25 protein-coding genes and 1 riboswitch are annotated in these 26,521 nt (G+C 70.8%); of the genes, 19 read left to right on the forward strand and 6 right to left on the reverse strand.

All coding sequences use genetic code 11. The features are described from left to right. The first annotated feature begins 141 nt into the window (after positions 1-141). Entirely contained in the window at positions 142-498 is a 357-nt protein-coding gene (locus OG594_RS10405) for an iron-sulfur cluster assembly accessory protein (protein WP_266597458.1), read from the forward strand. 99 nt (positions 499-597) lie between these two features. On the opposite strand, the gene OG594_RS10410 is transcribed toward OG594_RS10405, so the two are convergent. After that, on the reverse strand, positions 598-2,064 hold the full coding sequence (locus OG594_RS10410) for a hypothetical protein (protein ID WP_266597460.1): 1,467 nt from the start codon (positions 2,062-2,064) through the stop codon (positions 598-600). A gap of 72 nt (positions 2,065-2,136) precedes the next feature. Next, entirely contained in the window at positions 2,137-2,376 is a 240-nt protein-coding gene (locus OG594_RS10415; RefSeq protein ID WP_266597462.1) for a hypothetical protein, read from the reverse strand. 131 nt (positions 2,377-2,507) lie between these two features. On the opposite strand from OG594_RS10415, the gene OG594_RS10420 reads away from it, so the two are divergent. Next, positions 2,508-3,482 carry a carbohydrate kinase family protein gene (locus OG594_RS10420; protein ID WP_266597464.1) on the forward strand — a complete coding sequence of 325 codons (975 nt, stop codon included), beginning with the start codon at positions 2,508-2,510 and terminating at the stop codon, positions 3,480-3,482. A gap of 242 nt (positions 3,483-3,724) precedes the next feature. On the opposite strand, the gene OG594_RS10425 is transcribed toward OG594_RS10420, so the two are convergent. Beyond that, positions 3,725-5,104, reverse strand: a complete 1,380-nt coding sequence (locus tag OG594_RS10425) for a cysteine desulfurase/sulfurtransferase TusA family protein (RefSeq protein WP_266597466.1) — start codon at positions 5,102-5,104, stop codon at positions 3,725-3,727. Positions 5,105-5,387: 283 nt separating this feature from the next. On the opposite strand from OG594_RS10425, the gene coxB reads away from it, so the two are divergent. From coxB to OG594_RS10445, 4 genes are all read left to right on the forward strand, one after another. Next, positions 5,388-6,362: a cytochrome c oxidase subunit II gene (gene coxB / locus OG594_RS10430; RefSeq protein WP_266597468.1), complete on the forward strand. Its 975-nt coding sequence runs from the start codon at positions 5,388-5,390 to the stop codon at positions 6,360-6,362. Beyond that, the gene (gene ctaD, locus OG594_RS10435; RefSeq protein ID WP_266597470.1) at positions 6,359-8,089 is read left to right on the forward strand and encodes a cytochrome c oxidase subunit I; all 1,731 of its coding nucleotides are present in this window, start codon (positions 6,359-6,361) and stop codon (positions 8,087-8,089) included. The genes coxB and ctaD overlap by 4 nt, the downstream gene beginning before the upstream one ends. Then, a complete protein-coding gene (locus OG594_RS10440; RefSeq protein ID WP_053692942.1) occupies positions 8,086-8,484 on the forward strand; it encodes a cytochrome c oxidase subunit 4 in 399 nt (132 codons plus the stop codon). Before ctaD ends, OG594_RS10440 begins: the two co-directional genes overlap by 4 nt. 125 nt (positions 8,485-8,609) lie before the next feature. Further along, a complete protein-coding gene (locus OG594_RS10445; protein WP_266597475.1) occupies positions 8,610-9,857 on the forward strand; it encodes an Ig-like domain-containing protein in 1,248 nt (415 codons plus the stop codon). A gap of 108 nt (positions 9,858-9,965) precedes the next feature. Here OG594_RS10445 and OG594_RS10450 read toward each other — a convergent pair whose 3' ends face one another. Beyond that, on the reverse strand, positions 9,966-10,367 hold the full coding sequence (locus OG594_RS10450) for a hypothetical protein (protein WP_266597477.1): 402 nt from the start codon (positions 10,365-10,367) through the stop codon (positions 9,966-9,968). Between the two features lie 199 nt (positions 10,368-10,566). Between OG594_RS10450 and OG594_RS10455 the strand changes: the two genes are divergently transcribed. The 7 genes from OG594_RS10455 (at position 10,567) to OG594_RS10485 (ending at position 18,408) form a co-directional block, all read left to right on the forward strand. Then, complete coding sequence (locus tag OG594_RS10455) at positions 10,567-11,187, forward strand: heme-copper oxidase subunit III (RefSeq protein ID WP_266597479.1); 621 nt, start codon at positions 10,567-10,569, stop codon at positions 11,185-11,187. A 76-nt stretch (positions 11,188-11,263) separates the two neighbouring features. Continuing rightward, positions 11,264-12,073: a c-type cytochrome gene (locus OG594_RS10460; RefSeq protein ID WP_266597481.1), complete on the forward strand. Its 810-nt coding sequence runs from the start codon at positions 11,264-11,266 to the stop codon at positions 12,071-12,073. After that, entirely contained in the window at positions 12,070-13,125 is a 1,056-nt protein-coding gene (locus OG594_RS10465) for a Rieske 2Fe-2S domain-containing protein (RefSeq protein ID WP_266597483.1), read from the forward strand. The genes OG594_RS10460 and OG594_RS10465 overlap by 4 nt, the downstream gene beginning before the upstream one ends. Further along, on the forward strand, positions 13,122-14,747 hold the full coding sequence (locus OG594_RS10470) for a ubiquinol-cytochrome c reductase cytochrome b subunit (RefSeq protein WP_266597490.1): 1,626 nt from the start codon (positions 13,122-13,124) through the stop codon (positions 14,745-14,747). Before OG594_RS10465 ends, OG594_RS10470 begins: the two co-directional genes overlap by 4 nt. A gap of 179 nt (positions 14,748-14,926) precedes the next feature. Beyond that, positions 14,927-15,991 (forward strand): anthranilate phosphoribosyltransferase, encoded by a 1,065-nt coding sequence (gene trpD, locus OG594_RS10475; RefSeq protein ID WP_266597492.1) that lies wholly within the window; start codon positions 14,927-14,929, stop codon positions 15,989-15,991. A 91-nt stretch (positions 15,992-16,082) separates the two neighbouring features. Beyond that, a riboswitch (SAM riboswitch) is annotated at positions 16,083-16,199 on the forward strand. Between the two features lie 222 nt (positions 16,200-16,421). Then, complete coding sequence (locus tag OG594_RS10480) at positions 16,422-17,810, forward strand: aminotransferase class V-fold PLP-dependent enzyme (protein ID WP_266597494.1); 1,389 nt, start codon at positions 16,422-16,424, stop codon at positions 17,808-17,810. Positions 17,811-17,823: 13 nt separating this feature from the next. Beyond that, complete coding sequence (locus OG594_RS10485) at positions 17,824-18,408, forward strand: ferredoxin (protein ID WP_266597496.1); 585 nt, start codon at positions 17,824-17,826, stop codon at positions 18,406-18,408. A 207-nt stretch (positions 18,409-18,615) separates the two neighbouring features. Here the strand turns inward: OG594_RS10485 and OG594_RS10490 are convergent, their stop codons facing one another. Further along, entirely contained in the window at positions 18,616-18,897 is a 282-nt protein-coding gene (locus tag OG594_RS10490) for an Lrp/AsnC family transcriptional regulator (RefSeq protein ID WP_030013053.1), read from the reverse strand. Continuing rightward, the gene (locus tag OG594_RS10495) at positions 18,894-19,628 is read right to left on the reverse strand and encodes a rhomboid family intramembrane serine protease (protein WP_266597498.1); all 735 of its coding nucleotides are present in this window, start codon (positions 19,626-19,628) and stop codon (positions 18,894-18,896) included. Before OG594_RS10495 ends, OG594_RS10490 begins: the two co-directional genes overlap by 4 nt. 124 nt (positions 19,629-19,752) lie before the next feature. Between OG594_RS10495 and OG594_RS10500 the strand changes: the two genes are divergently transcribed. From OG594_RS10500 to OG594_RS10525, 6 genes are all read left to right on the forward strand, one after another. Beyond that, on the forward strand, positions 19,753-19,992 hold the full coding sequence (locus OG594_RS10500) for a hypothetical protein (RefSeq protein ID WP_008738811.1): 240 nt from the start codon (positions 19,753-19,755) through the stop codon (positions 19,990-19,992). A gap of 40 nt (positions 19,993-20,032) precedes the next feature. Continuing rightward, entirely contained in the window at positions 20,033-21,397 is a 1,365-nt protein-coding gene (locus OG594_RS10505; protein ID WP_266602770.1) for an NYN domain-containing protein, read from the forward strand. Between the two features lie 253 nt (positions 21,398-21,650). After that, positions 21,651-22,679 carry a C40 family peptidase gene (locus tag OG594_RS10510; protein WP_266597500.1) on the forward strand — a complete coding sequence of 343 codons (1,029 nt, stop codon included), beginning with the start codon at positions 21,651-21,653 and terminating at the stop codon, positions 22,677-22,679. A 245-nt stretch (positions 22,680-22,924) separates the two neighbouring features. Beyond that, positions 22,925-23,983, forward strand: a complete 1,059-nt coding sequence (locus OG594_RS10515; protein ID WP_266597502.1) for an NlpC/P60 family protein — start codon at positions 22,925-22,927, stop codon at positions 23,981-23,983. 73 nt (positions 23,984-24,056) lie between these two features. Beyond that, the gene (locus OG594_RS10520) at positions 24,057-25,187 is read left to right on the forward strand and encodes a hypothetical protein (RefSeq protein ID WP_266597504.1); all 1,131 of its coding nucleotides are present in this window, start codon (positions 24,057-24,059) and stop codon (positions 25,185-25,187) included. A 23-nt stretch (positions 25,188-25,210) separates the two neighbouring features. Beyond that, complete coding sequence (locus tag OG594_RS10525; RefSeq protein ID WP_266597506.1) at positions 25,211-26,353, forward strand: glycosyltransferase family 4 protein; 1,143 nt, start codon at positions 25,211-25,213, stop codon at positions 26,351-26,353. The last annotated feature ends 168 nt before the right edge of the window (positions 26,354-26,521 follow it).

Raw genomic sequence — 26,521 nt, forward strand, 5'->3', positions numbered from 1 at the left:
CGCGGTGTGCGAGCATGGAATATCTGAAACAAGCGTCGGGTCCCGGAATGAATCCGCGGTCCCGCTCGTTGCCACCGACGGCAAGAGTCCGACGTTTCCCCGCCCCCGGCGGGGAGCCGCCCACTTCGGGAGTGAATGCAGATGTCCGTACAGGACGACAAGACCACTGTGAGCGACGGCATCCTCCTGTCCGACGCCGCCGCCGTGAAGGTCAGGACCCTGCTGGAGCAGGAAGGCCGCGATGACCTGGCGCTCCGCGTCGCCGTCCAGCCCGGTGGTTGCTCCGGCCTGCGCTACCAGCTCTTCTTCGACGAGCGCTCCCTCGACGGCGACGTCGTGAAGGACTTCGATGGTGTGAAGGTCGTCACGGACCGGATGAGCTCCCCGTACCTCCACGGAGCCTCCATCGACTTCGTCGACACCATCGAGAAGCAGGGCTTCACGATCGACAACCCCAACGCCACGGGCTCCTGCGCCTGCGGCGACTCGTTCAGCTAAGCCTGGACACCTGCGTGACGAGGGCCCGCCCCCGGTCGAATCCGACCGGGGGCGGGCCCTCGTGCCATACCCGGTCCCGGGCCCTGCCCGGGACCGCGGCTACTGCCGGGGGAGCGGCTTGCCCGTGGCCGCGTCGATCACCTTCCGGTCACCCAGCGGCTGCTGCAGCTGCACCGACAAGGACATGTCCTGCGCCAGCATGATGCAGGCCTGGCCCGGCTTGTTCGGGGTGTCCGTGATCTTCACCAGGACCGATTCCGCCTGCTCCCGCGCCTCCACGGCGTAGGTGCTGCACACGCTGCCCCAGAAGTTCACGGTCAGCTTCCGGTCGGCGTCCGCGTACGAGAATCCGGTCACCGTGCGCATGTCCTTCGGGCCGGGAGTGCTCTCCTGGGCGGCTGCCGCCGGCTGGGCCACCGTGTGGCCGGGCGCGCCGCCCTGGCCCGCCACCTCGAAGAGCCAGGCCGGAACCAGCCCCTGCGCCCCGTTCACCGTGCCGGGGACGAGCCCGAGCACGGCGCCCTTCACCGTCTCCGTCCGCGGCGGCTTCATCGGCCGCGGCTCCGGGTTGCACGGCACCGCGTCCGTGGACGACACCGCGGTGTCCGCCGCCAGCGGGACCGCGCTCGCGCAACCGCTGGGCTCGGGGTTGCCCTCCCCGCCGCCCGACTTCGCGTTCAGCCGGGCCAGCGCCTCCACGGCCCCGACCACCTGCTGATCGGCCGCCCGCACGGGGGCCTTCAGCTCCCCGCTGCCCCCCACCACCGAGCCGTCGGAGCCCACGCTGACCTTCGTGGACCAGCCCTGCGTGGGCAGCCCGCCGATCACCGGGTCGGCGGCCACCACCCGTACCGACCCCTGGTGGGACCGGGCGTCCTGCTTGGCCCCCTCCGCCCCCGCGGCGGCCAGCACCGGGGCCGCGGCGGCCTTGGCGGCCTCCTCCGACACCGGAGTCCCCGTCTCGGCCCCGCCGCCCGCACTGGCCCCCGGGTCCTGCGGGAGGGTGGCCGGGCCACAGGTGTCCTTGCCCCGCGCACAGTCGTCCCCGGTGCCGGTGCCGGTGCCGGCACCGCTGCCGGGCGCCTGGAAGCGGGCGAAGTTCCACGTCCCCGGCGCCGTACGGGCCACCGTGAGCCGGGGCCCGGAGCCGTCGGCGGCCTCCCCGGCCAGCCAGACGTCCCCGCTCAGCCGCGGCTCGCCGGGCAGGCCCAGGGCCGCCGCGAGGCGGGCCACCTCCGCCGAGGTGATTTCGCCTGACAGCGCATAGGTGGGCGCGCCGGCCGGGGCCTCCGGAAGCTTCACGTCGGCCCGGTAGACCACCGCGCCGCCGGACGGGTCGGGTTCGCCGGGCGCGATGCCCGGCCCCGAGGGGTCTCCTGCGTCACGGGGCGCGGAGGCCGCGCTGTCGGCCGTACGGTGGCCCGACCCACCGTCGCCGTGGGCGGTCGACGCCCAGTACGCGGTTCCGCCGCCCGCCAGCAGGACGGCCGCCGCGATCGAGGCGACGGCCCAGGCGGGCCGCCGCCGTGTGCCGCGTGATGTGTCGTCGGGTCGTTCGCTGGTCACCGCATCGCTCCTTCACCGGTCCCGTCGTACCTGATGCGGGTGTGACGGAGCGGGAGCGCAACCGGTTCCCTCCTACTGGTCCCCGTACACGGACGTGGCGGCGATCAGCCGCACCGAGGCGGCCGGGACGCTGATCCCGTGGATCTGCGAAGGGGCCACGCGGACCGGCCGGGGACCCGCCGGGACCGCCCAGTGCGGGGCCATCCGGGCGCAGTCACCCAGCAGACGGGCGAAACCGGGCTGTCGTGGGGCTTCCGCGCCGCGCTTGTCGGCGGTGTACTCGCAGTAGCCGAAACCGTCGGTGTAGGTCATGGAGGCACCGTAGGCATCGGAGCTCTGGCGAAGAAAGACCTACTAAGGGGTAGTTTCTGGGGTACAGCCAGGGGCCGCTTACCGGGTAGTTTTGACTGTCCCTCGCCGTCCTCAGCAGGAGCGTCCACGCCGTGCGCATCGCAGTCACCGGCTCCATCGCCACCGACCACCTCATGACCTTCCCCGGCCGTTTCGCCGACCAGCTGGTCGCGGACCAGCTGCACACGGTCTCCCTCTCCTTCCTCGTCGACAACCTCGACGTCCGGCGGGGCGGGGTCGGCCCGAACATCTGCTTCGGTATGGGGCAGCTCGGCATCCGCCCGATCCTCGTCGGGGCCGCCGGCTCCGACTTCGACGAGTACCGCGCCTGGCTGGACCGGCACGGCGTCGACACCGAGTCCGTCCGGATCTCCGAGGTGCTGCACACCGCGCGCTTCGTGTGCACCACGGACTCCGACCACAACCAGATCGGCTCCTTCTACACGGGCGCGATGAGCGAGGCCCGGCTGATCGAGCTCAAGTCCGTCGCCGACCGGGTGGGCGGGCTCGACCTCGTCCTGATCGGTGCGGACGACCCCGAGGCGATGCTGCGCCACACGGAGGAGTGCCGCACGCGCGGGATCCCCTTCGCCGCCGACTTCTCGCAGCAGATCGCGCGGATGGACGGCGACAACATCCGCACCCTGATGGAGGGCGCGACCTTCCTCTTCTCGAACGAGTACGAGAAGGGCCTCATCGAGTCGAAGTCCGGCTGGACCGACGAGGAGATCCTCTCGAAGGTCGGCACCCGTGTGACCACGCTGGGCTCCAACGGCGTCCGGATCGAGCGCGTGGGCGAGGCCCCGATCGTGGTCGGCTGCCCGGAGGAGACCGCGAAGGTCGACCCGACGGGTGTCGGCGACGCGTTCCGCGCCGGGTTCCTGACCGGTCTGGGCTGGGGCGTCGGCCTGGAGCGTGCGGCGCAGCTGGGCTGCATGCTCGCGACGCTGGTGATCGAGACCCTGGGCACCCAGGAGTACACCCTGGCCCGCGCCCACTTCATGGAGCGCTTCACCAAGGCCTACGGCGACGAAGCCGCGGCAGAGGTCCGCGCCCACCTCTCCTGACGGCCGCCGCCGCTGCGGCCCGCCGCCGTTTGCCCCCGGGCCCATCCCGCCGCCACGGGCGCTGAGCCCGGCCAAGCCCAGCCTCGCCGGCGTTTGAGGCGCGGGTCCGGGCGGAGCCCGGTGCCCGGCGGAGCCGGGTTTCCTGGGGCTCCGCCCCAGACCCCGCTCCTCAAACGCCGGAGGGGCTGGTTTCGCCCGGCGCAGCCGGATTGGTGCCGGCGGGCCGGGAAGGGCGGGCCCGGTCAGACGGCTCGGCGGACCGTGTAGGCGGAGCCGACTTCGCGCGGGGTCTCGCCCACATAGGTGTGGCCCCGCATCGCGCACCACGCCGGGATGTCCAGCCGGGCCACCTCGTCGTCGGAGACGACGGTGACGGTCCCGCCCACCGGGACCGTCACGATGGCCCGGGCCAGTTCGATCACCGGCTGGGGGCACCGCAGCCCGAGCGCGTCGAGCTCCAGGGAGTCCGCCACCGGAGCCACCGCCGGGGGCTCCGACACGCCGAGCCGTTCCCGTACGTCCGCCACCGCGCGCGGCAGCACCTCCAGGAACGCGTTGACCTCCTCCGCCGGGGTCCCCGGCGGCAGGGACACCCGTACGTTCCCCTCCGACAGCACGCCCATCGCCCGCAGCACGTGACTGGGGGTCAGCGTGGAGCTCGTGCACGAGGAGCCGGAGGAGACCGAGAAGCCGGCCCGGTCCAGCTCGTGCAGCAGCGTCTCCCCGTCGACGTACAGGCAGGAGAAGGTGACCAGGTGCGGCAGCCGCCGCTCCGGATCGCCCACCACCTCCACGTCCGGGACCAGCCGCACCACCCGCCGCCGGATGCGGTCCACCAGGACCCGCAGTCGGGCCGCCTCCGCGTCCGCCTCGGCCCGTACGGCCCGCAGGGAAGCCGCCGCGGCCACGATCGCGGGCAGGTTCGTGAAACCGGGGGAGCGGCCCGACTCCCGTTCGTCCGCGGGGTTTTGGGGGGAGAAGCGCACCCCCTTGCGGACCGCCAGCAGACCGACCCCGGGCGGGCCGCCCCACTTGTGCGCACTCGCGGCCAGTACGGACCAGGCGCCCTCCACCGGCCCCCAGCCCAGCGACTGGGCCGCGTCCACCAGCAGCGGCACCCCGGCCGCCCCGCAGACCTCGGCCACCTCCGCCACCGGCTGGACCGTGCCCACCTCGTGGTTGGCCGACTGGAGGCAGGCGAGGGCGCTCTCCGGGACGAGCGCCTGCGCGTAGGCGGCGGGCGTCACCGCGCCCCACCGGTCCACCGGGACCTCGGTCACCGTCCCGCCGCGCGCCCCGTGCGCCTCGGCCGCGTGCAATACAGAACTGTGTTCGACCGCCGATACGACCAGATGACTTCCGACGCGCCGGCGCCCCGCGAGCACCCCCGCGATCCCCGTGTGAACCGCGTGCGTCCCCGAAGGAGTGAACACGAGCTCGTCGGCCCGGCATCCCACCGCCTCCGCGGCGGCCTCCCGCGCCGCGTCCAGCAACAGCCGGGCGCGCCTTCCCTCCCGGTACAGCCGGGCCGGATCGGCCCAGCCCTCGTCCAGGGAGGCCTGCAACGCTTGTCGGGCCACGGGGTGCAGGGGAGCGGCGGACGCGCTGTCGAAGTACGGCATCCGGCCACGCTAGCTCCAGACCCCGAGCGTTCGAGGTCAGGGGGCGTCAGATGGGCCCCGGAGCCCGCCATTCAGGGCCGCATCCGCCGTCCCCCGGACGGCGGATCCATCCCTTCGGGGGCAGTAGCGGCGCGTTGGGCACCCTCCCCGCGCGACCCCAAATAGCGTCCAGTAGGGTTTGGTCCGCATAAACATCCAAACCCCTGCCTGCGTCAGGGCCGGCGACCGACCCGAACACGGCCGCGGCCGGCCGCGCGGGCCGAGACTCTCGGGAAGGCGCTACGTGAGTCCCTACGGCTCCGACCGCTCGCCGCGGCGCCCGATGCGGCGGAAGCTGCTGCAGGCGCTGACTGCGGGCGTGGTCCTGGCGACCGCCACTGGTTGCTCGTATACATGGAAAGACTTCCCCCGCCTCGGAATGCCGACTCCGGTAACCGAGGAGGCGCCGCGCATCCTCTCCCTGTGGCAGGGATCCTGGGCGGCCGCGCTGGTCACGGGCATCCTCGTGTGGGGCCTGATCATCTGGAGCGTCATCTTCCACCGACGCAGCCGGACGAAGATCGAGGTCCCTGCGCAGACCCGGTACAACATGCCCATCGAGGCGCTGTACACCGTGGTCCCGCTCATCATCGTCTCGGTGCTCTTCTACTTCACCGCTCGTGACGAGTCGAAGCTCCTGGCCCTCACCCCGAAGCCGCCGCACACGATCAACGTGATCGGCTTCCAGTGGAGCTGGGGCTTCAACTACGTCGAGAACGTCGACGGTGACGCGGCGACCCCGAAGGCGGGCGCGGTCCCCAAGGAGCTGGCCTCCATCCCGGACCGCTTCACCAAGGACTTCCCGGCGGGCGCCGAGGGCGTCTACCAGAAGGGCGTCCCGGGCGACCGGAACCCCCAGACGGGCAACCCGGGTCCGACCCTGGTCCTCCCCAAGGGCGAGAAGGTCCGTTTCATCCTGTCGTCGAACGACGTGATCCACTCCTTCTGGGTGGTCCCGTTCCTGTTCAAGCAGGACGTCATTCCGGGCCACACCAATGTCTTCGAGGTCACCCCGTCCGAATACGGCACCTTCATGGGCAAGTGCGCCGAGCTCTGCGGCGTTGACCACTCCCGGATGCTCTTCAACGTCAAGGTGGTCTCCCCCGAGGAGTACCGGGCGTACCTGAAGGATCTGGCGGAGAAGGGTCAGACCGGCTACCTCCCGGCCGGTATCCAGCAGACCGACCCGGCCCGGAATGCGGAAGTGAACAAACTGTGAGCATCCTCAACGAATCCCAGGGTGCCGCCGCCGACTCGTATGAGAACGAGCTGCCGGTACGGCGCAAGCAGCCGGGCAACGTGGTCGTGAAGTGGCTGACCACGACCGACCACAAGACCATCGGCACGATGTACCTGGTCACGTCGTTCGTGTTCTTCATCATCGGCGGTCTGCTGGCGCTCTTCATGCGCGCCGAGCTGGCCCGTCCGGGCACGCAGATCATGTCGAACGAGCAGTTCAACCAGGCGTTCACCATGCATGGCACGATCATGCTGCTGATGTTCGCCACCCCGCTCTTCGCCGGCTTCGCCAACTGGATCATGCCGCTGCAGATCGGCGCGCCCGACGTGGCGTTCCCGCGGCTGAACATGTTCGCGTACTGGCTGTACCTCTTCGGCTCGACCATCGCGGTGGCCGGCTTCGTCACGCCGAACGGCGCGGCCGACTTCGGTTGGTTCGCCTACTCCCCGCTGTCGGACGCGGTCCGGTCGCCGGGCATCGGCGCCGACATGTGGATCATGGGTCTGGCCTTCTCCGGCTTCGGAACCATCCTCGGCTCGGTCAACTTCATCACCACGATCATCTGCATGCGCGCTCCCGGCATGACGATGTTCCGCATGCCGATCTTCACCTGGAACGTGCTGCTGACCGGTGTTCTGGTCCTGCTCGCCTTCCCGGTGCTGGCCGCCGCGCTCTTCGCGCTGGAGGCCGACCGCAAGTTCGGTGCGCACGTGTTTGATTCCGCCAACGGCGGCGCATTGCTATGGCAGCACCTCTTCTGGTTCTTCGGGCACCCAGAGGTGTACATCATCGCGCTGCCGTTCTTCGGAATCGTCTCCGAGATCATTCCGGTCTTCAGCCGCAAGCCGATGTTCGGCTACATCGGCCTGATCGCCGCGACGATCGCGATCGCCGGCCTCTCCGTGACCGTGTGGGCCCACCACATGTACGTCACCGGTGGTGTGCTGCTGCCGTTCTTCTCCTTCATGACCTTCCTGATCGCGGTACCGACCGGTGTGAAGTTCTTCAACTGGATCGGCACCATGTGGAAGGGCTCGCTGTCCTTCGAGACCCCGATGCTCTGGACGATCGGCTTCCTGGTCACCTTCACCTTCGGTGGTCTGACCGGCGTCATCCTGGCCTCGCCCCCGATGGACTTCCACGTCTCCGACTCGTACTTCGTCGTCGCGCACTTCCACTACGTCGTCTTCGGCACCGTGGTGTTCGCGATGTTCGCCGGCTTCCACTTCTGGTGGCCGAAGTTCACGGGCAAGATGCTGGACGAGCGTCTCGGCAAGATGACGTTCTGGACGCTGTTCGTCGGCTTCCACGGCACCTTCCTGGTGCAGCACTGGCTCGGTGCCGAGGGCATGCCGCGTCGTTACGCGGACTACCTCGCCGCCGACGGTTTCACCGCGCTGAACACGATCTCGACGATCAGCTCGTTCGTGCTCGGCCTGTCGATGCTGCCGTTCATGTACAACGTCTGGAAGACCGCCAAGTACGGCGAGAAGATCGAGGTCGACGACCCGTGGGGTTACGGCCGTTCGCTCGAGTGGGCGACGTCCTGCCCGCCGCCGCGGCACAACTTCCTCACCCTGCCGCGGATCCGTTCCGAGTCCCCGGCGTTCGACCTGCACCACCCTGAGATCGCGGCCCTCGACCACCTCGAGGACCACAGCGTCGCCGCCCAGGCCGTCACCGGCGGCAAGGAGGCCGACAAGTGAAGATCCAGGGCAAGATGTTCCTCTGGCTCTCCTTCTTCATCCTGATCATGGCCGTCGTGTACGGCGTGTGGTCGAAGGAGCCCGTCGGTACCACCGCGCTCTTCCTGGCCTTCGGCCTGAGCGTCATGATCGGCTACTACCTGGCCTTCACGGCCAAGCGCGTCGACGAGATGGCCCAGGACAACCTGGAGGCCGACGTCGCCGACGAGGCGGGCGAGCTGGGGTTCTTCTCTCCGCACAGCTGGCAGCCGCTCTCGCTGGGCATCGGCGGTGCGCTCGCGTTCATGGGCGTCATCTTCGGCTGGTGGCTCATGTACTTCTCGGCCCCGATCATCATGATCGGCCTGTGGGGCTGGGTGTACGAGTACTACCGCGGTGAGAACCAGAACCAGTAGCAACACCTTCGCGGCCGCGCCGCGACGCACTTGGGGCCCGGGCTCCTCCTGAAGGAGGAGCCCGGGCCCCTCGTTTGCAGTCACCCCGCGCGCCGTAATTGTCATATCTTCATAGCGTTGGCTCCATGAAGCACTCACCGCGTCTTTGGACGGTACTCAGCTGCTCCCTGCTGGTCGCGTCCCTCGGGGCCGGCGCCACCGCATGCGGGTCCGGCGACAAGAACCCGCTGTCAGCCCGCCCGTACGACGCGGGCGATCAGGTCGCCTTCAACCAGCGCGCCGGCAGCCGCCCCGTGGACCCCGACCGCCCCCTCGAAATCACCGCCAAGAGCGGCCGCGGCCGGATCACCGACGTGCTGGCCGTGGACACCCACGGCCGCCGCCTGGCGGGCGAACTGAGCGCCAAGGGGGACCGCTGGCACAGCACGACCCCGATGGCCTCAGGCGTCCGCTACACGGTCACCGTGAGCACCGAGGACGAGCGGGGCGCCCCAGGGCAGCGCACGCTCACCTTCGACACCACCCCGTCCAAGGGGATCCTGAAGGTCGAGTTCGGCCCGGACGCGGGCAAGTACGGCGTCGGGCAGCCCATCACCGCCGAACTCAGCGAGCCGGTCAAGGACAAGGCCGCCCGCGCCATCGTGGAACGGGGCCTCGTCGTCAACGCCCCGCCCGGCGTCGAGGGCGCCTGGCACTGGGTGGACGACAAGAACCTCCACTACCGGCCCAAGGACTACTGGCCCGCCAACTCCGCCGTCTCCGTACGGAGCAACCTGGAGGGCGTGAGGATCACCGACGAGCTCCACGGGGCCGTCGCCAAGCCGCTGGAGCTGGAGATCGGGGACCGGGTCGAGGTCACCACCGACGCCTCCTCGCACTACCTCACGTTCAAGCGCAACGGAGAAGTGATCAACACCATTCCGGTGACCACCGGCAAGCCCGGCTTCTCCACCCGCAACGGCATCAAGGTGGTGCTGGGCAAGCAGTACTACGTACAGATGCGCGGGGACACCGTCGGCATCGGCGGCAGCGAGTACTACAACCTGCCCGTCTACTACGCCACCCGCGTCACCTGGAGTGGTGAATACGTCCACGCCGCACCGTGGTCCGTCGGCTCGCACGGCTACGCGAACGTCAGCCACGGCTGCACCGGCATGAGCACCGGCAACGCCGCCTGGTTCTACGAGAACATCACCGAGGGCGACATCGTCCAGGTGATCAACAGCATCGGCGACGACATGGACGTCTTCGGCAACGGCTTCGGCGACTGGAACATGGACTGGAAGGACTGGCGCCAGGGCAGCGCCCTGCTCAAGGGCACCCAGGAGGGCCGCAGCCCGGTCGACCAGGCCCGACTGCGCCCCAGCGTCTAGGCCGTCCCGGGCCGGCCCCTCCCCCCGGACGACGTCCGGGGGGAGAATTCCCGGCCCGTTCACCCGTAAGGCCCCCACGGGGCGCGCACGGGCGCTCAGGGGGGCGTATCAGGCGTCCAGGGACAGACGGGTCCTCAGCAGGCCCGCCAGGGTGTCCGCGAACTGCACCGGGTCCACCGGAAGGGTCACGGCGGCGTCCGCACGGCTCCACGTGGCCAGCCAGGCGTCCTGGGGGCGTCCCATCAGCAACAGCACCGGCGGACACCGGAAGATCTCGTCCTTGATCTGTCGGCACACGCCCATGCCCCCGGCCGGAACCGCCTCGCCGTCCAGCACGCACACGTCGATGCCGCCCGCGTCCAGCTCCGTCAGGACCGCCGGCAGCGTCGCGCACTCCAGGAACTCCACCGGCGGCAGGTCCGCGGCGGGCCTGCGTCCTGCCGCCAGCCGCACCTGCTCCCGGGTGCCCGCGTCGTCGCTGTAGACCAGAACCCGCGCAGTCGCCCGCATTTCGTTCCTCCACGTGGCCGTGAATCACGTTGATGTTGCGCGGGATGCTACTCCTCCCGGTGCGCAGTCAACATCGGTTCGAACATGTCGCAGGTGACCGCGCGGAGGGCTCATCTGATGGGCCGTTCGGGCCTTGCACACGCCCCTGACACTCCGAACGGCACCCCCCGGGGTGAGGGCGGGATAAGCGACCGACATAATGTCGGTCGTGGCGACAGCAACGACAGTAGATACCGGGCACGCGCACCCGACGGTCAACCGGCCGAACCTCGTCAGCGTCGGAACCATCATCTGGTTGAGTTCCGAGCTGATGTTCTTCGCGGCCCTCTTCGCGATGTACTTCACCCTGCGATCCGTGATGGGTCCCGAGTTCTGGACAGAGCAGGCCGACACCCTGAATCTGCCCTTCTCGGCGACGAACACGACGATCCTGGTGCTTTCTTCGCTCACCTGCCAGCTCGGCGTATTCGCCGCCGAGCGCGGTGACGTGAAGAAGCTCCGGACGTGGTTCATCATCACGTTCGTCATGGGTGCGATCTTCATTGGCGGCCAGGTGTTCGAGTACACCGAGCTGGTCAAGCATGAGGGCCTGTCCCTCTCGTCAGACCCCTACGGCTCGGTGTTCTACCTGACCACCGGCTTCCACGGTCTGCACGTGACGGGCGGTCTCATCGCCTTCCTGCTGGTCCTCGGCCGGACGTACGCGGCCAAGAGGTTCACCCACGAACAGGCCACGTCGGCCATCGTCGTGTCCTACTACTGGCACTTCGTCGACGTCGTCTGGATCGGCCTCTTCGCGACGATCTACCTGATCAAGTAGCGAACACGTCACCGGGCAAGACCCGGCACTCCATCCAGACACACCGACGCAGAAGATCCTGACACCGGGGTAATCCGTGAAAAAGCTCTCCGCACGACGACGCCATCCGCTGGCGGCGGTCGTCGTTCTACTCCTCGCGCTGGCGGCCACTGGGGGGCTGTACGCCGCCTTTGCTCCCGCGGGCAAGGCGCAGGCCGATGAAACCGCCCAGTCCCTCGCCATCGAGGAGGGCAAGAAGCTCTACGCCGTGGGTTGCGCAAGCTGCCACGGAACCGGCGGTCAGGGTTCCTCTGACGGCCCGAGCCTGGTCGGCGTCGGCTCCGCGGCCGTCGACTTCCAGGTGAGCACGGGCCGCATGCCCGCCCAGCAGCCCGGCGCCCAGGTGCCGAAGAAGCCCGTCATTTACGACCAGGCGCAGATCGACCAGCTGGCCGCGTACATCGCGTCCCTCGGTGCCGGTCCGATCACGCCGACCGCGAAGCAGTACGACCCGGCGGGCGCCGACATCGCCAACGGTGGTGAGCTCTTCCGCAACAACTGCGCGCAGTGCCACAACTTCACCGGCGAAGGCGGCGCGCTGACGAACGGCAAGTACGCCCCCAACCTTGAGGACGTCTCGCCGAAGCACATCTACGAGGCCATGCAGACCGGCCCGCAGAACATGCCCTCCTTCCCCGACAGCACCATGCCGGAGAAGCAGAAGAAGGACATCATCGCGTACCTCCAGAACGTGAACGGCGAGAAGTCGACCAGCCCCGGTGGCCTGAAGCTCGGTGGCCTCGGCCCCGTCTCCGAGGGTCTGTTCGGCTGGATCTTCGCCCTGGGTGCGCTGATCGCTGTCGCCGTCTGGGTCGCGGCCCACACCGCTAAGGCCAAGAAGTCATGAGTAGCCAAGAGATTCCCGAAGACAAGCACCTGCCGAGCGAGCAGGGCGACGCCCACCACGGCGTAGCGGTCGCGGACGACCCGTTCGCCGACCCGGGCCTGCCGGTCCACAAGCTGCGCATCCAGGACATCGACGAGCGGGCGGCGAGGCGCTCCGAGCGCACCGTCGCGATGCTCTTCACGCTGTCGATGCTGGCGACGATCGCCTTCATCGCGTCCTACGTGATCTTCCCGGTCGACAAGATCGTCTACATCTTCCCCATCGGGAAGGTCAGCGCGCTCAACTTCTCCCTGGGCATCACCCTGGGCGTGGCCCTCTTCTGCATCGGCGCGGGCGCGGTCCACTGGGCCCGCACCCTGATGTCCGACGTCGAGGTCGCCGCCGAGCGCCACGAGATCGCCGCTCCGCCGGAGGTCAAGGCGCAGGTCCTGCAGGACTTCGCCGACGGCGCGAACGAGTCCGCCATCGGCCGGCGTCCGCTGATCCGCAACACGCTCCTCGGCGCGATGGCCATGGTGCCGCTCTCCGGCGTCATGCTGCTGCGCGACCTGGGCCCGCTGCCCGAGGAGAAGCTGCGCAAGACCCTGTGGGCCAAGGGCAAGCTGCTCATCAACCAGAACACGATGGAGCCGCTGCGTCCCGAGGACGTGTACGTCGGTTCGCTCACCTTCGCCATGCCGGAAGGCCTGGAGGAGGAGCAGCACGACTTCCAGGTACAGATCGCCAAGGCCGCCCTGATGATCGTCCGCATTCAGCCGGAGGACATCAAGGACAAGAAGGAACTGGAGTGGTCCCACGACGGGATCGTGGCCTACTCCAAGATCTGCACCCACGTCGGCTGCCCGATCAGCCTGTACGAGCAGCAGACGCACCACGTGCTCTGCCCGTGCCACCAGTCCACCTTCGACCTCTCCGACGGCGCCCGTGTCATCTTCGGCCCGGCCGGTCACGCGCTTCCGCAGCTGCGGATCGGCGTGAATGACGAAGGCTTCCTCGAAGCGCTCGGCGACTTCGAAGAGCCCGTCGGTCCTGCATTCTGGGAGCGCGGATGAGCACCAGCGTCAACAACGAGCGCAAAGCGCCGGCCGGCGAGCGCGTAGCCGACTGGGCGGACGGCCGCCTGGGCATCTACGGCCTGGCCAAGGCCAACATGCGCAAGATCTTCCCGGACCACTGGTCCTTCATGCTGGGTGAGATCTGCCTCTACAGCTTCATCATCATCATCCTCACGGGTGTGTACCTGACGCTGTTCTTCCACCCGAGCATGAACGAGGTCGTGTACCACGGCTCGTACGTGCCGATGCAGGGCGTCATGATGTCCGAGGCCTTCGCCTCGACGCTGGACATCAGCTTCGACGTCCGCGGTGGCCTGCTGATCCGTCAGATCCACCACTGGGCGGCGCTGATCTTCGTCGCGGCGATGATCGTGCACATGATGCGCGTCTTCTTCACCGGTGCGTTCCGCAAGCCGCGTGAGGTCAACTGGATCTTCGGCTTCCTGCTGCTGGTCCTCGGCATGTTCACCGGCTTCACCGGTTACTCGCTGCCGGACGACCTGCTCTCGGGTACCGGTGTCCGCTTCATGCAGGGCGCCATCCTGTCCGTCCCGGTCGTCGGCACCTACCTGTCGATGTTCCTGTTCGGCGGGGAGTTCCCGGGCGGCGACTTCGTCGCGCGGTTCTACTCGGTGCACATCCTGCTGCTGCCCGGCATCATGATGGGCCTGCTCGTGGCCCACCTGATCCTGGTCTTCTACCACAAGCACACCCAGTTCGCGGGTCCCGGCAAGACGAACAACAACGTCGTCGGCATGCCGCTGCTGCCGGTCTACATGGCCAAGGCCGGAGGCTTCTTCTTCCTGGTCTTCGGTGTCATCGCGGCCGTCGCTGCGGTCGCCTCGATCAACCCGATCTGGGCGCTCGGCCCGTACCGCCCGGACCACGTGTCCACCGGTGCGCAGCCCGACTGGTACATGGGTATGCCGGAAGGCCTGATCCGAGCCATGCCCGGCTGGGAGATCAACATGTGGGGCCACACGCTCGTCCTGGGCGTGTTCATCCCGCTGCTGCTCTTCCCGCTGGTGCTCGGCGCGATCGCCGTCTGGCCGTTCATCGAGTCCTGGGTCACCGGGGACAAGCGCGAGCACCACATCCTGGACCGCCCGCGCAACGTCCCGACCCGTACGGCCTTCGGTGTCGCCTGGATCGCGGAGTACATCGTGCTCCTCATCGGCGGCGGCAACGACATGTTCGCCCAGTACTTCCACCTGTCGATCAACTCGATCACGTGGTTCGTCCGGATCGGCTTCTTCGTCGTCCCGGTCCTCGCCTTCATCGTCACCAAGCGGATCTGCCTCGGCCTCCAGCGCCGGGACCACGACAAGGTGCTGCACGGTCGCGAGACCGGCATCATCAAGCGTCTGCCGCACGGTGAGTTCGTCGAGGTCCACGAGCCGCTCCCGGCGGGTCAGCTGCACACCCTCACCTCGCACGAGCAGTACAAGCCGTTCGAGATCGGCCCGACGGTCGACGAGAACGGTGTCGAGCGCAAGGTGAAGGCCACCGAGAAGCTGCGCGCGAAGCTCAGCAAGGGCTTCTACGGCGAAGGCAACCAGATTCCGAAGCCCACGGTGGAGGAATACAAGGAGATCCAGTCCGGCCACGGCCACCACTGATCCCCGCATGAACGCATGAGGGACTGATTTCGGTCAGTCCTGGTGTCGCCACGGCGAGAGCCCCGTCCAGTGTCTGGACGGGGCTCTTTGCCGTAACCGGGGCTGGATAGGCTGAACCCTGACCGATCAGACGTGGGCGCCGGAACATGGGGGCGGCCCACCGACAGCAGGAGCGGACCATGAACGTTGCGACCCCGGCAGGCGGCGACAGCGTGGCGGCCCGTGGCTGGCCGGGCGTTCTCGACGCTCTGCTGACCGGCCAGGACCTGCGCGAAGAGGACACCGCCTGGGCCATGGACCGGATCATGCGGGGGGAGGCCACCGACGCCCAGATCGCCGGCTTCACGGTCGCGCTGCGGGCCAAGGGGGAGACGGTCGAGGAGATCAACGGCCTCGTACGGGCGATGTACGCGCACGCCAACCTGATCGAGGTGCCCGGCCGCACGGTGGACATCGTCGGCACCGGCGGCGACGGGGCCAAAACGGTGAACATCTCCACGATGTCGGCGATCGTGGTGGCCGGTACCGGCGCCAAGGTCGTCAAGCACGGCAACCGGGCCGCGTCCTCCGCGAGCGGGTCCTCGGACGTCCTGGAGAAGCTCGGGGTGAACCTCCAGCTGAGCCGGGAGCGGGTCGTGGAGGTCGCCGAGGGGGCCGGCATCACCTTCTGCTTCGCCGTGAAGTTCCACCCGGCACTGCGCCATGTGGCCGCGGCCCGCAAGGAGCTGGGCATCCGGACCTTCTTCAACGCGCTGGGCCCGCTGACCAACCCGGCCCGGGTGCGCGCCCAGGCGACCGGCGTGGCCGATCCCCGGATGGCCCCGATCATCGCCGGCGTGCTCGCCGCGCGGGGCTCCTCCGCACTGGTCTTCCGGGGCGACGACGGCCTGGACGAACTGACCACGACGTCGACCTCGCGCATCTGGTGGGTCCGCGACGGCAAGGTCACCGAGCAGGCCTTCGACCCCCGTGACGTGGGCATCTCCCTGGTCGACGTCTCCGCCCTGGCCGGCGGGGACCCCTCGTACAACGCGGACGTGGCCCGCCGCCTGCTGGCCGGCGAGACCGGCCCGGTCCGCGACGCCGTCCTGCTGAACTCGGCGGCGGCCCTGGTGGCCCTCGACCCCGGCCCGGGCACCCTGGAGGAGCAGATCGCGGCCGGCATCGCCCGTGCGGCGCAGTCCATCGACTCGGGTGCGGCCCGGGCCGCCCTGGAGCGCTGGGTGACCGCCAGCAACGCGTAGCGGGACGAGAACGGCGCGAAAACGACGACCCCGGTCCACCATGCGGACCGGGGTCTTGCGTACGCGCGATCATGTGGCAGGATGCTGAACAGGTCACGAGTGACAGCGTTTAGGCCCCGGCTTGCTGTCCGGCAACCCTCCTTCCGTGGCGGGGTGCCCCGGGTGATGACCAGGTCGTAGGCAGCAAGGCCTACGGCAAGCGCGGATCCCTCGACACCAGGGGTCCTGGTCTTCTCGAGGAGCTTTTTCCGTGAGCAAGCGAATGCGATAGGGCGACTCCGCCCCTACTTCACCCTCGGATCAGGGTCACTTCCGTGTACCCCCGCGCCGTGCGCTCCGAGGACCCTCCCGTACCCCGGACGGCCGCAGCGCCGTACCCGCGTACGGGCACACCGAAGCCATTCAGCCCTGCCTGCCGGGAGATACCGCCATGTCCGCATCCCTGAACGCCGCCGTCGCCACCACCACCGCAGCCACCGCCGACCCCGCCTGTGCCGAGCCGCTCGCGGTCCTCGGCCGGGACGTCACCGTCCCGCTCGTCACCGGCGGGGAGGTCAGCTACGCGGCCCTCGACTACGCGGCCAGCGCCCCCGCCCTGCAGCGGGTCTGGGACGACGTGGCCGCGTACGCCCCGTACTACGGCAGCGTGCACCGCGGCGCCGGATACCTCTCGCAGCTCTCCACCGACCTCTTCGAGCAGAGCCGGGTCACCGTCGCCGAGTTCCTCGACTGCCGCCCCACCGACCAGGTCGTCTTCACCCGGTCCACCACCGACTCGCTGAACCTGCTCGCCGCCGTACTCCCCGCCGACTGCCAGGTGTTCGTCTTCGAGACCGAGCACCACGCCTCGCTGCTGCCGTGGACGAACGCCCGGGTCACCTACCTCAACGCGCCGCGCACCCAGGCCGAGGCCGTCGCCACCCTGGAGCGCGCGCTGGCCGACCGCGAGCCCTACGGGCCGGCGCTGGTCTGCGTCACCGGCGCCTCCAACGTCACCGGCGAGCTGTGGCCGGTCAAGGAACTCGCCGCCGCCGCGCACGCCCACGGCGCGCGCATCGTGCTGGACGCCGCCCAACTGGCCCCGCACCACCCCGTCTCCGTACAGGAGCTGGACGTCGACTGGGTCGCCTTCTCCGGACACAAGCTCTACGCGCCCTTCGGCTCCGGCGTGCTCGCCGGGCGCGCCGACTGGCTCCAGCAGGCCGACCCGTACCTCGCGGGCGGCGGCGCCTCCCGCAAGGTGGCCCGGCGCGAGGACGGCGGCGTGGACGTCGAGTGGCACACCACCGCGGCCCGCCACGAGGCCGGCTCCCCGAACGTCATCGGCGTCTACTCCATCGCCTCGGCCTGCAAGGCCCTGACCGAGGCCGGCTTCGAGAACCTGGTCGCCCGCGAGCAGCACCTCATCGCGAAGGTCCGGGCCGGGCTGGCGCAGGTCCCGCAGGTCCGGATCCTCTCCCTCTTCGGGGACGACGCCCCACGGGTCGGCGTCATCTCCTTCGTGGTGGACGGCTGGAACAGCTCCCACTTCGCCGCCGCGCTGTCTGCCGAGTACGGGATCGGCGTCCGCGACGGCCTGTTCTGCGCCCACCCGCTGGTCCGCACCCTCCTGGGCAGCGAGCCGCAGGCCCAGGGCGAATGCGGAGCTCCGGAGGCCGCCCCGGGCGAGCGCTCCCTCAACGCCATCCGCGTCAGCTTCGGCGCCGGCACCCCCGACGAGCACGTCGACCGCTTCGTCGGCGCGGTGAAGGAACTGGTCACCTCCGGAGCCAAGTGGCAGTACCGCACGGAGGAGGGCCGCTGCGTGCCGGCGGTGTGACACCGTACGGATCATGAGCTACTGGGATCCGATACCGACCGTCCGGGCGTGCGCGGAGGGCGAACCGCTGCCGGGTCTGGCCGAGTGGGTGCCCGCGTACGACCACCACTCGTGGAGCGCCTGGCCCCACACGTGGGAGGAGCGCAACTGGCGCAACGTGCCGGGGCCGTTCTACGGGTCGGTGACCGACACCTGCTGGACGGGCCGGGAGGTCGCGCCGGACCACGTCCTGTACGACGACGAGGACGGCCGGGAGTTCGTCTACCGCCAGCCCCGCACGCCCGAGGAGACGTACCGGGTCCTGGCCGCGGCCTGGCAGGAACTGACGGCGGGCTACCAGTGCGACGGGGACGAGCGGTGGACGCCGGAGCTGGTACGGGAGTGGTGGCGGGACCGCGGGCGCGTCCGCGAGTGGGCCGTGGGCCTGGACCGGAGCTGGTCGGCCTCGGCCCGGGCGGCCGAGCGCGAGGCGGTCGGCGGTGCCAGGGCGTACGTGGCGTACATCGACGACGGCCTCGCGGACTACCTCCGCGGCTACGTCTTCTGGCTGGCGGAACGCCGCCACCCGCGACCGGACGAACTGCTGCCGCGGCTCTGACGTTCCCCCTGCCGGGTCCCCTGCGGGGGCTCGGCGGTGTGGCGTCGCCTCAATCGCCGGCGGGGCTTCAAAGGGTGGGGCGGTGCCCCGCATTTTCAGCCTCGCCGGCGTTTGAGGCGCGGGTCCGGGCGGAGCCCGGTGGGGATCCGGCCGCGCAGGCGAAGGGCAGGGCGTGCCCGGGCCGTACTGCAGACCGCGCCGGAGGCGTTACGCGTCGAGGCCGATCGCGAACGCCGCTTCCAGGTCGTGCTGGGAGTACGTGCGGAAGGCCACGTGGGTGTCCGTCGCCTCGACGCCCGGGATCTTGCTGATGCGGCCGGGGATGATGTCCGCCAGGTTCTCGTGGCGGGCCACGCGGACCAGCGCGATCAGGTCGTAGGTCCCCGTGACGGAGTAGACCTCGCTGACGTTCTCGAGGGCGGCGATGGACTCGGCGATCTCGGGGATCCGGTCCACGCTGGTCTTGATGAGCACGATCGCGGTGATCACGGCTGGCTGTCTCCCTCGGTGGCCGTCGCTGGTCGCCTCACTCTAGTCGTACCCCGATAGCGGGCCCACGCGTAGAGGAAGCCGAGCGAGAAGCCCACCAGATGGGCCAGATAGGCGACCCCCGGCCCGCTGCCGGCCCGCTGGGCCGCCAGCCATTGGAGGGCGAACCAGAAGAGCAGCACCATCCACGCCGGGAACCGCAGCGGCAGGAAGAAGAGGAACGGGAACAGGCTCGTCACCCTTGCGCGCGGGAGCAGGAAGAGGAAGGCGCCCAGTACGGCCGAGATGGCACCGGAGGCCCCGACCAGAGTCTGCGGGGAGCCCGCGTTGGCCGCCGCGTACGCCGCCATCGCCAGGTACCCCGCACAGAGGTAGAAGAGGAGGAACGCCGGGCGGCCCATCCGTTCCTCCGCCATCGCGCCGAAAACGTAAAGGAAGAGCATGTTTCCGAGCAGGTGCAGCCAGCTGCCGTGGACGAACAGTGCGGTCAGCGGGGTCAGCCAGGCGCGCGGGCTGCTGGTGAAGAGCTCGTCCGGGACCACGCCCCAGCGCCGGAAGTAGGCCGTCCCGGCGGACAGCAGCTCTTCCCCCGTGCCGTAGGACGGGTTGAGCCCCGAGGCCGGGCCGAGGATGAACACCACGGCGCAGCCCGCGATCAGTGCATGGGCGACCACCGGTCCCCGGGCGGCCTCGCGAACGGCCCGCCACCTTACGATCATGTGACAGAGCATGACGCAAGGGACCCCACCTGAAGCGGTGGCAGGCCGTAGGGTTACGAGCTGCGGTCCGCAGGACGACGCATACGGCGGCGCGGGCGGCTTTAATTGAATCAGCTACGAAGGAGAGAGCGGCCTGATGACGGTTCCCCTGCCGACCGACACCACCCGGTGGCGCTGCACCCTGTGCGGCAACCTCACGCGCTTCGACGTGACCCGTTCGTCGAAGGTCGTGGAGTACGTCCACCTGGACCTCGCCGGGGAGCCCAAGGTCGAGGAGCGCGAGGTGGTCAATGAGACCATCGAGTCGGTCCGCTGTCGCTGGTGCAACGCGGTGGACCAGATCGAGCTCGTGGACAGGCCGGGCGCGGACTCCTGACGGAGACGCACCCACAGGAAGATCACGGTAGGGGTGACGGATTGTGGAGCCAGCAAGCGGCGCTGAGCCGGCCGACGCGGCCGGCGACGCCGCCGAGGCGCTCGACCACCCGCTGCCGGAAGGCGTGCGGCGCCGGGTCGTCGCGCTCGTCTCGGACGCCTTCGGCGCGCTGACGGTCGCGGACCTCCCGGCGCAGCTGCGCCAGTACGCCCGGTTCACCCCGACCCGGCGCGCCAAGTTCGCGGGCAACGCCATGGCCGCGGCGGTCGAGACCGACGCCGTGTTCCGGAGCAGGGTCGCCGAGAAGCTGCGCGAGGCGCAGGCGGACCTGGCCGCCGCGCTGGAGGCCGGCGCACCCCCGGCCGCCGCGGATCCGCTGGACGTGGCGGCCGCCGCCTTCGTCCTGCGGCCGGCCGGCTGGGTCAAGCTGGTGGCCGCCGCGGGCGAGGAGGCGCAGCGCGCCGACGCCGAGCGGGTCGGCGAGGAGACCCGGCGCGAGCTGGAGCGGTTGCGCGACGAGCTGGCCCACGCACGGGAGCAGCAGCGCACGGGCGGGGAGCAGGTCCGGGTCGAACTGGACGCGGCCCGCAAGGAAGCGGAATCGCTTCAGCGCAAGCTGCGCAGCGCCCTCAGCGACGTCAAGCGGGGTGACGCCGCCCTGCGCAAGGTGAATGCGGAGATCGACGGGATCCGCGGCGACGCGGCTGCCCGGGTGGCCGCCGCCGAGAGCGAGACCCGGCGGCTCAAGGCCCGTCTCGCGGAGGTGGAGGCGGCGTTGGAGACCTCGCGCCGGGCCACCCGCGAGGGGCGCAGCATCGAGGACATGCGGCTGCGGCTGCTGCTGGACACCGTGCTGGACGCGGCCCAGGGGCTGCGCCGGGAGCTGGCCCTGCCGCCGGTCTCGACGCGGCCGGCCGACACGGTGGAGGCGGTGGAGCCGGGCCGGATGACGCCGAAGGACATCGCGGCGCGGGCCCTCTCGGAGACCGATCCGGCCTTGCTGGACCAGTTGTTGGCGCTGCCCCAGGCCCATCTGGTGGTCGACGGCTACAACGTGACCAAGACGGGGTACCCGACGATGCCGCTGGAGAAGCAGCGGCTGCGGTTGCTGGGCGGGTTGTCGATGCTGGCCGCGCAGACGGGTGCGGAGATGACCTGCGTCTTCGACGGGGCGGAACTGGCGGCCCCGGTGCTGCTCGCGCCGCCGCGCGGGGTGCGGGTGCTGTTCTCCAAGGCCGGGGTGACGGCGGACGAGCTGATCCGCCAGTTGGTGCGTGCGGAGCCGCCCGGCCGGCCGGTCGTCGTGGTCTCCACGGACCGTGAGGTCGCCGACGGGGTGGCCAAGGCGGGTGCACGGCCCGTGACGTCCGCTTTGTTGCTGAAGCGGCTTTCGCGCGTTTCGTAACTCCTCGCCGCAATGCCCGAATTGATGGGACTCGCGGGGGACGGACCGTCAAGTGACCTGCACGGAGCGTGCGCTGTAGGTAAAGAACCTGGTCGAGGGGCGAGTTTTTTCCCGACAGGATTTGAACTGATCACAGATGGGTCACTAGGGTCTGCTCAAACCTTCGTGCGGTAGATCACTCATTCGGGGTGGCGGCGAAGGTGCTGCCGAGTTGCGTTCTTCGGCGGCTCCCAGGAAGAAGGAGCTCGCCTTCGTGGCGTCCCACCGTCGACCCAAGCAGCCGAACCGCGCTCGTGTGACCGTGCTCACCTCGGTCGCGGCCGCAGCCGTCGCCCTCACCGCGCAGAGCGCCTCCGCCGCGCCGGCGAAGCCGAGCAAGGACGAGGTCAAGAGCCAGGTCGACGCGCTCTACGAAGAGGCGGAGCAGGCCACCGAGAAGTTCAACGGGGCCAAGGAACGCCAGGACAAGCTGGAGAAGGAGATCGGCCAGCTGCAGGACCAGGTCGCGCGCGGCCAGGGCGAGCTCAACGAGCTGCGCAGCACGCTCGGTTCGATGGCCAGCGCCCAGTACCGCAGCGGCGGCATCGATCCCTCCCTCGCGCTCCTGCTCTCCGAGGACCCCGACAGCTACCTCGACAAGGCCTCCTCCCTGGAGCACCTGAGCGCCAAGCAGGTCGAGGGCGTCCAGCGGATCCAGGACAAGCAGCGCACCCTCGCGCAGCAGCGCCAGGAGGCCGCCGGCAAGCTCGCCGACCTCGACGCCACCCGCAAGGAGCTCGGCGAGAAGAAGAAGGTCTCGACCGAGAAGCTCGCCGCGGCCCAGGCCCTGCTCAACACCCTGACCACGCAGGAGCGCGCGGCGCTCAAGGACGAGGAGACGCGCGCCAGCCGCGCCGACAGCCAGCGCGTCGACCTCGGCAACGTCAAGGCCTCCGGCCGCGCCGGAGCCGCCCTCGAAGCCGCCAAGACGAAGCTGGGCTTCACCTACCAGTCCGGCGGCACCGGCCCCACGGTCTACGACTGCTCCGGGCTGACGCAGTGGGCCTACAAGCAGGCCGGCGTCAACATCAGCCGCACCACCTTCACCCAGGTGAACGACGGCACCCGCATCAGCCGCAGCCAGCTCCAGCCCGGTGACCTGGTCTTCTTCTACGGAGACCTGCACCACGTCGGCCTCTACGCCGGCAACAACATGACGCTGCACGCCTCGAACCCGCGCAGCGGCATCAAGTACGAGTCCATGGACAACATGCCGTTCCAGTTCGGCGTCCGGGTCGGCTGATCCGCTCCGCCCCGCGGTCCGGGACGCGTCGTACGCCGCCCATCCGGGCGAATTCCACGGCCTCCCTCTGACCACACGCCCCGCCGGTGACCTGCGTCTCCTGCGGGGCGTCGGCATGTGTGCCCGCCCACGGTCGTTGGCCGGTGCGTGGTCGCGCCGCTACTGTCTGCCAGCGCGGAACCCGGTACACGGCCGCCCACGGGGGGCGGACCCGGGCCCCGCACAGCGGAAGGGAGCGGTTCCACGTGGCGTCCCATCGCCGGGCCGGGCTCGGCAGCCTCGACCGGAGCACGAAGATCACCGTCCTCACCGCCGCCGCCGCGGCCACCGCCGCGGTCGCCATGACGGGCGTACCCGCGAACGCGGCCCCCGGCTTCCCGTACGAACCCGGCGGCGGGGCGAGAACCGGCATCAGCGCCCAGGTCGACCGCCTCTTCGAGGAGGCCGAGCAGGCCACCGAGCGCTTCAACGAAGCGGGTGAGAAGGCCGACCGGCTCCGCGTCGAGGTCAACCGGGCCCAGGACGCGGTGGCCCGCGGCCAGGAGCGCATCAACACCCTGCGGGGCGTCCTCGGCACCTTCGCCGGGGCCCAGTACCGCGGCGGCGGCATCGACCCCGCCGTCGGGCTGATGCTGGCGCAGGACCCCGACGCGTACCTGGAGCGGGCCGCCGCCCTCGACCGGCTGACCGGCCGCCAGGCCCGCCAGCTCGACGAACTCCGCGAGGAGCAGCGCGAACTCGGTCAGGAGCGCCAGGAGGCCTCCCGCAAACTCGCCGAACTCGACGCCCTGCGCTCCGACGTGGCCCGGCACAAGAGCTCCGTCACCGCGAAGCTCGCGGCCGCCCGGCGCCTGCTCAACGCCATGCCCTCCGGGGAGCGGGCCGACTACGAACGCTCCTCGCGCTCGGGGGGCCGCCCCGAGGGGCTGCCCGAGCCGGGCTCCCTCGGCCCCTCCTCGGGACGTGCCCTGGCCGCCGTGAGGGCGGCCAGGGCCGCGGTCGGACGGCCGTACGTGTGGGGCTCCACCGGCCCCAGCGGCTTCGACTGCTCCGGGCTGATGGTCTGGTCGTACCGGCAGGCCGGGGTCTCGCTGCCGCGCACCTCGCAGGCCCAGCGGCACGCCGGCCGGCAGGTGCCGCTGTCGCAGGCCCGCCCGGGCGACCTGGTGACGTACCGCTCGGACGCCAGCCACGTCGGCATGTACGTCGGCAACGGCCAGGTGGTGCACGCCCCGTACCCCGGGGCCCGGGTGCGCTACGACCCCGTCGGGATGATGCCCGTCTCCTCGGTGACCCGGCCCTAGGGGGCGTCGTGTCGGTCGGGCCCCGCCTGATCGGCAAGACACCCCCCAGCGCACCCGTGCGTACGATCGTCGGATGCCCCCCGTCCGCCGGTCCCTCGTACGCGTGCTGCCGCTCCTGCTGAGCGCGCTGCTCGCCGGGTGCGGCGCGCCCGCCCCGCGGGACGGCGCCGAGCGGGACATCCGGGAGGCCGTCGCCGCCTGGTCGCGGACGCCGCCCGAGCGGCTCGCCGGGATCCCGCTGGAGGGCTGGGCGTACGAGGTCTCCGCGGTCCGGCGGGACGGCGCCGGGGCCACCGTCCGGGCGGAGCTGCACTACCGGCTGACCGGCTACGACGCGGCCGCGGCCGGCTCGGCGCGCGAGGTGCGCCTGACCCGGGACGGCGGGCGGTGGCACGTCACCGGGGACCGGGCCGCGCCGGGCGCGTTGCCGCAGCTGTGGGACCAGGGCCCGGTGGCGGTGGTCCGCGGGGCGCACTCGCTGGTGCTGGGCGTCGGGCAGGAACCGGGGACGCTGTCCGCGATCGCGGCCGAGGCCGACCGGGCGGTGCCCGCGGCGGGCGCCGCCTGGCCGGAGCCCTGGGCGGGCCGGGCCGTGGTGCTGGTCCCCGGATCCCTGGAGCGGATGGCGGAGCTGCTGGGCCGCCCGGCGGCCGAGTACCGGGGCATGGGGGCCGTCACGACGGGCCGGGTGGGCGCGGCCCCCGCCCCCGCCGACAGGGTCGTCGTGAACCCGCAGGGGTGGGCCGAGCTCAGCCCGGCGGGCCGCGGGGTCATCCTGACCCATGAGGTGACCCACGTGGCCACCCGGGCGGCGACCACCGCCACCACCCCGCTGTGGCTCTCCGAGGGCTTCGCGGACTGGGCCGCCTACCGCGGCACCCCGGCCACCCCGGAGCAGGCCACCCCGGAGCAGGCCGCCCCGGCGCTGGCCCGGGCCGTACGGCGGGGCGAGGTGCCCGGCGAGCTGCCCCGGGCGGAGGCCTTCGCCTTCGGCGGCGACCCGGAGGCGCTGGCCCGGGCGTACGAGGGCGCCTGGCTGGCCTGCCGGCTGATCGCGCAGAGATGGGGCGAGGCGGCGCTCGTGGACCTGTACGGGAGGGCGGGGCGCGAGCCGTGGCCGGTGGCGGTGCGGGGCGCCCTCGGAGCGGACCCGGACGGATTGACGAAGGACTGGCAGGAGACCCTGCGGGCGGAGTTCCGCTGAGGGCGTCCGGTACGTTGGCAGCGATGCACAAGACGCTGATCGTGACCAACGACTTCCCGCCGCGACCGGGCGGCATCCAGGCCTTCCTGCACAACATGGCACTACGGCTGGATCCCGACCGGATCGTCGTCTACGCCTCCACCTGGAAGCACAGCGCGGAGGGCCGCGAGGCCACCGCGGCCTTCGACGCGGAGCAGCCGTTCCAGGTGGTCCGCGACCGTACGACGATGCTGCTGCCGACCCCGCGCGTGACGCGGCGGGCGGTGGGCCTGCTGCGCGAACACGGCTGCGAGTCCGTGTGGTTCGGGGCGGCGGCCCCGCTCGGGCTGATGGGCCCGGCGCTGCGGCGGGCGGGCGCCCGGCGGATCGTGGCGACCACCCACGGGCACGAGGCGGGTTGGGCCCAGCTGCCGGCCGCGCGGCAGTTGCTGCGCCGGATCGGCGAGGGCACCGACACGCTGACCTACCTGGGGGAGTACACGCGCTCGCGGATCGCCTCGGCGGTGACGGACCGGGCGGCGGCCCGGATGGTGCAACTCCCGCCGGGGGTGGACGAGAAGACCTTCCACCCCGGATCGGGCGGTGCGGAGGTCCGGGCCCGGCTCGGGCTGACGGACCGGCCGGTGGTCGTCTGCGTCTCCCGGCTGGTGCCGCGCAAGGGGCAGGACACGCTGATCGAGGCGATGCCGCGGATCCTGGCGGCGGTGCCGGACGCGGTACTGCTGATCGTGGGCGGCGGCCCCTACGAGGCGGACCTGCGGGAGCTGGCCGTCTCCACCGGGGTCTTGGACTCCGTCGTCTTCACCGGAGCCGTCCCGTGGTCGGAACTCGCGGCCCACTACGGCGCGGGTGACGTCTTCGCCATGCCGTGCCGGACCCGCCGGGGCGGGCTGGACGTGGAGGGGCTCGGCATCGTCTACCTGGAGGCCTCGGCCACGGGCCTGCCGGTGATCGCGGGCGACTCCGGCGGGGCGCCGGATGCGGTGCTGGACGGCGAGACGGGCTGGGTCGTGCGGGGCGGATCCCCCGAGGACGCGGCGGACCGGATCGTGGCCCTGCTCCAGGACCCGGACCTGCGCGCCCGCATGGGCGAACGCGGTCGTGCGTGGGTGGAGGAGAAATGGCGCTGGGACCTGTTGGCGGACCGCCTGCGCGAGCTGCTCTGATTGAGGGGTGCGGCGCCGCTGCCGGGGGCCAGCCCCCGGACCCCCGCGCCTCAAACGCCGGCGGGGCTGGATATTTCAGCCCCGCCGGCGTTTGAGGCGCGGGGTCTGGGGCGGAGCCCCAGGTCTCTGCGGCCCGGTCAGCGTGGCCCGGCTCCGCGCAGCGCCACG

It is taken from the genome of Streptomyces sp. NBC_01214, from assembly GCF_026340975.1.
Lineage (GTDB): Bacteria > Actinomycetota > Actinomycetes > Streptomycetales > Streptomycetaceae > Streptomyces.

Bases quoted from the DNA above. Each gene is read 5' to 3' on its own strand.
- OG594_RS10405 (WP_266597458.1), top strand. From the start codon at position 142: ATGTCCGTACAGGACGACAAGACCACTGTGAGCGACGGCATCCTCCTG.
- OG594_RS10415 (WP_266597462.1), bottom strand. From the start codon at position 2,376: ATGACCTACACCGACGGTTTCGGCTACTGCGAGTACACCGCCGACAAG.
- OG594_RS10425 (WP_266597466.1), bottom strand. From the start codon at position 5,104: ATGCCGTACTTCGACAGCGCGTCCGCCGCTCCCCTGCACCCCGTGGCC.
- OG594_RS10445 (WP_266597475.1), top strand. From the start codon at position 8,610: ATGAAGCACTCACCGCGTCTTTGGACGGTACTCAGCTGCTCCCTGCTG.
- OG594_RS10450 (WP_266597477.1), bottom strand. From the start codon at position 10,367: ATGCGGGCGACTGCGCGGGTTCTGGTCTACAGCGACGACGCGGGCACC.
- OG594_RS10455 (WP_266597479.1), top strand. From the start codon at position 10,567: ATGTCGGTCGTGGCGACAGCAACGACAGTAGATACCGGGCACGCGCAC.
- OG594_RS10465 (WP_266597483.1), top strand. From the start codon at position 12,070: ATGAGTAGCCAAGAGATTCCCGAAGACAAGCACCTGCCGAGCGAGCAG.
- OG594_RS10470 (WP_266597490.1), top strand. From the start codon at position 13,122: ATGAGCACCAGCGTCAACAACGAGCGCAAAGCGCCGGCCGGCGAGCGC.
- trpD (WP_266597492.1), top strand. From the start codon at position 14,927: ATGAACGTTGCGACCCCGGCAGGCGGCGACAGCGTGGCGGCCCGTGGC.
- OG594_RS10480 (WP_266597494.1), top strand. From the start codon at position 16,422: ATGTCCGCATCCCTGAACGCCGCCGTCGCCACCACCACCGCAGCCACC.
- OG594_RS10485 (WP_266597496.1), top strand. From the start codon at position 17,824: ATGAGCTACTGGGATCCGATACCGACCGTCCGGGCGTGCGCGGAGGGC.
- OG594_RS10495 (WP_266597498.1), bottom strand. From the start codon at position 19,628: ATGCTCTGTCACATGATCGTAAGGTGGCGGGCCGTTCGCGAGGCCGCC.
- OG594_RS10500 (WP_008738811.1), top strand. From the start codon at position 19,753: ATGACGGTTCCCCTGCCGACCGACACCACCCGGTGGCGCTGCACCCTG.
- OG594_RS10520 (WP_266597504.1), top strand. From the start codon at position 24,057: ATGCCCCCCGTCCGCCGGTCCCTCGTACGCGTGCTGCCGCTCCTGCTG.
- OG594_RS10525 (WP_266597506.1), top strand. From the start codon at position 25,211: ATGCACAAGACGCTGATCGTGACCAACGACTTCCCGCCGCGACCGGGC.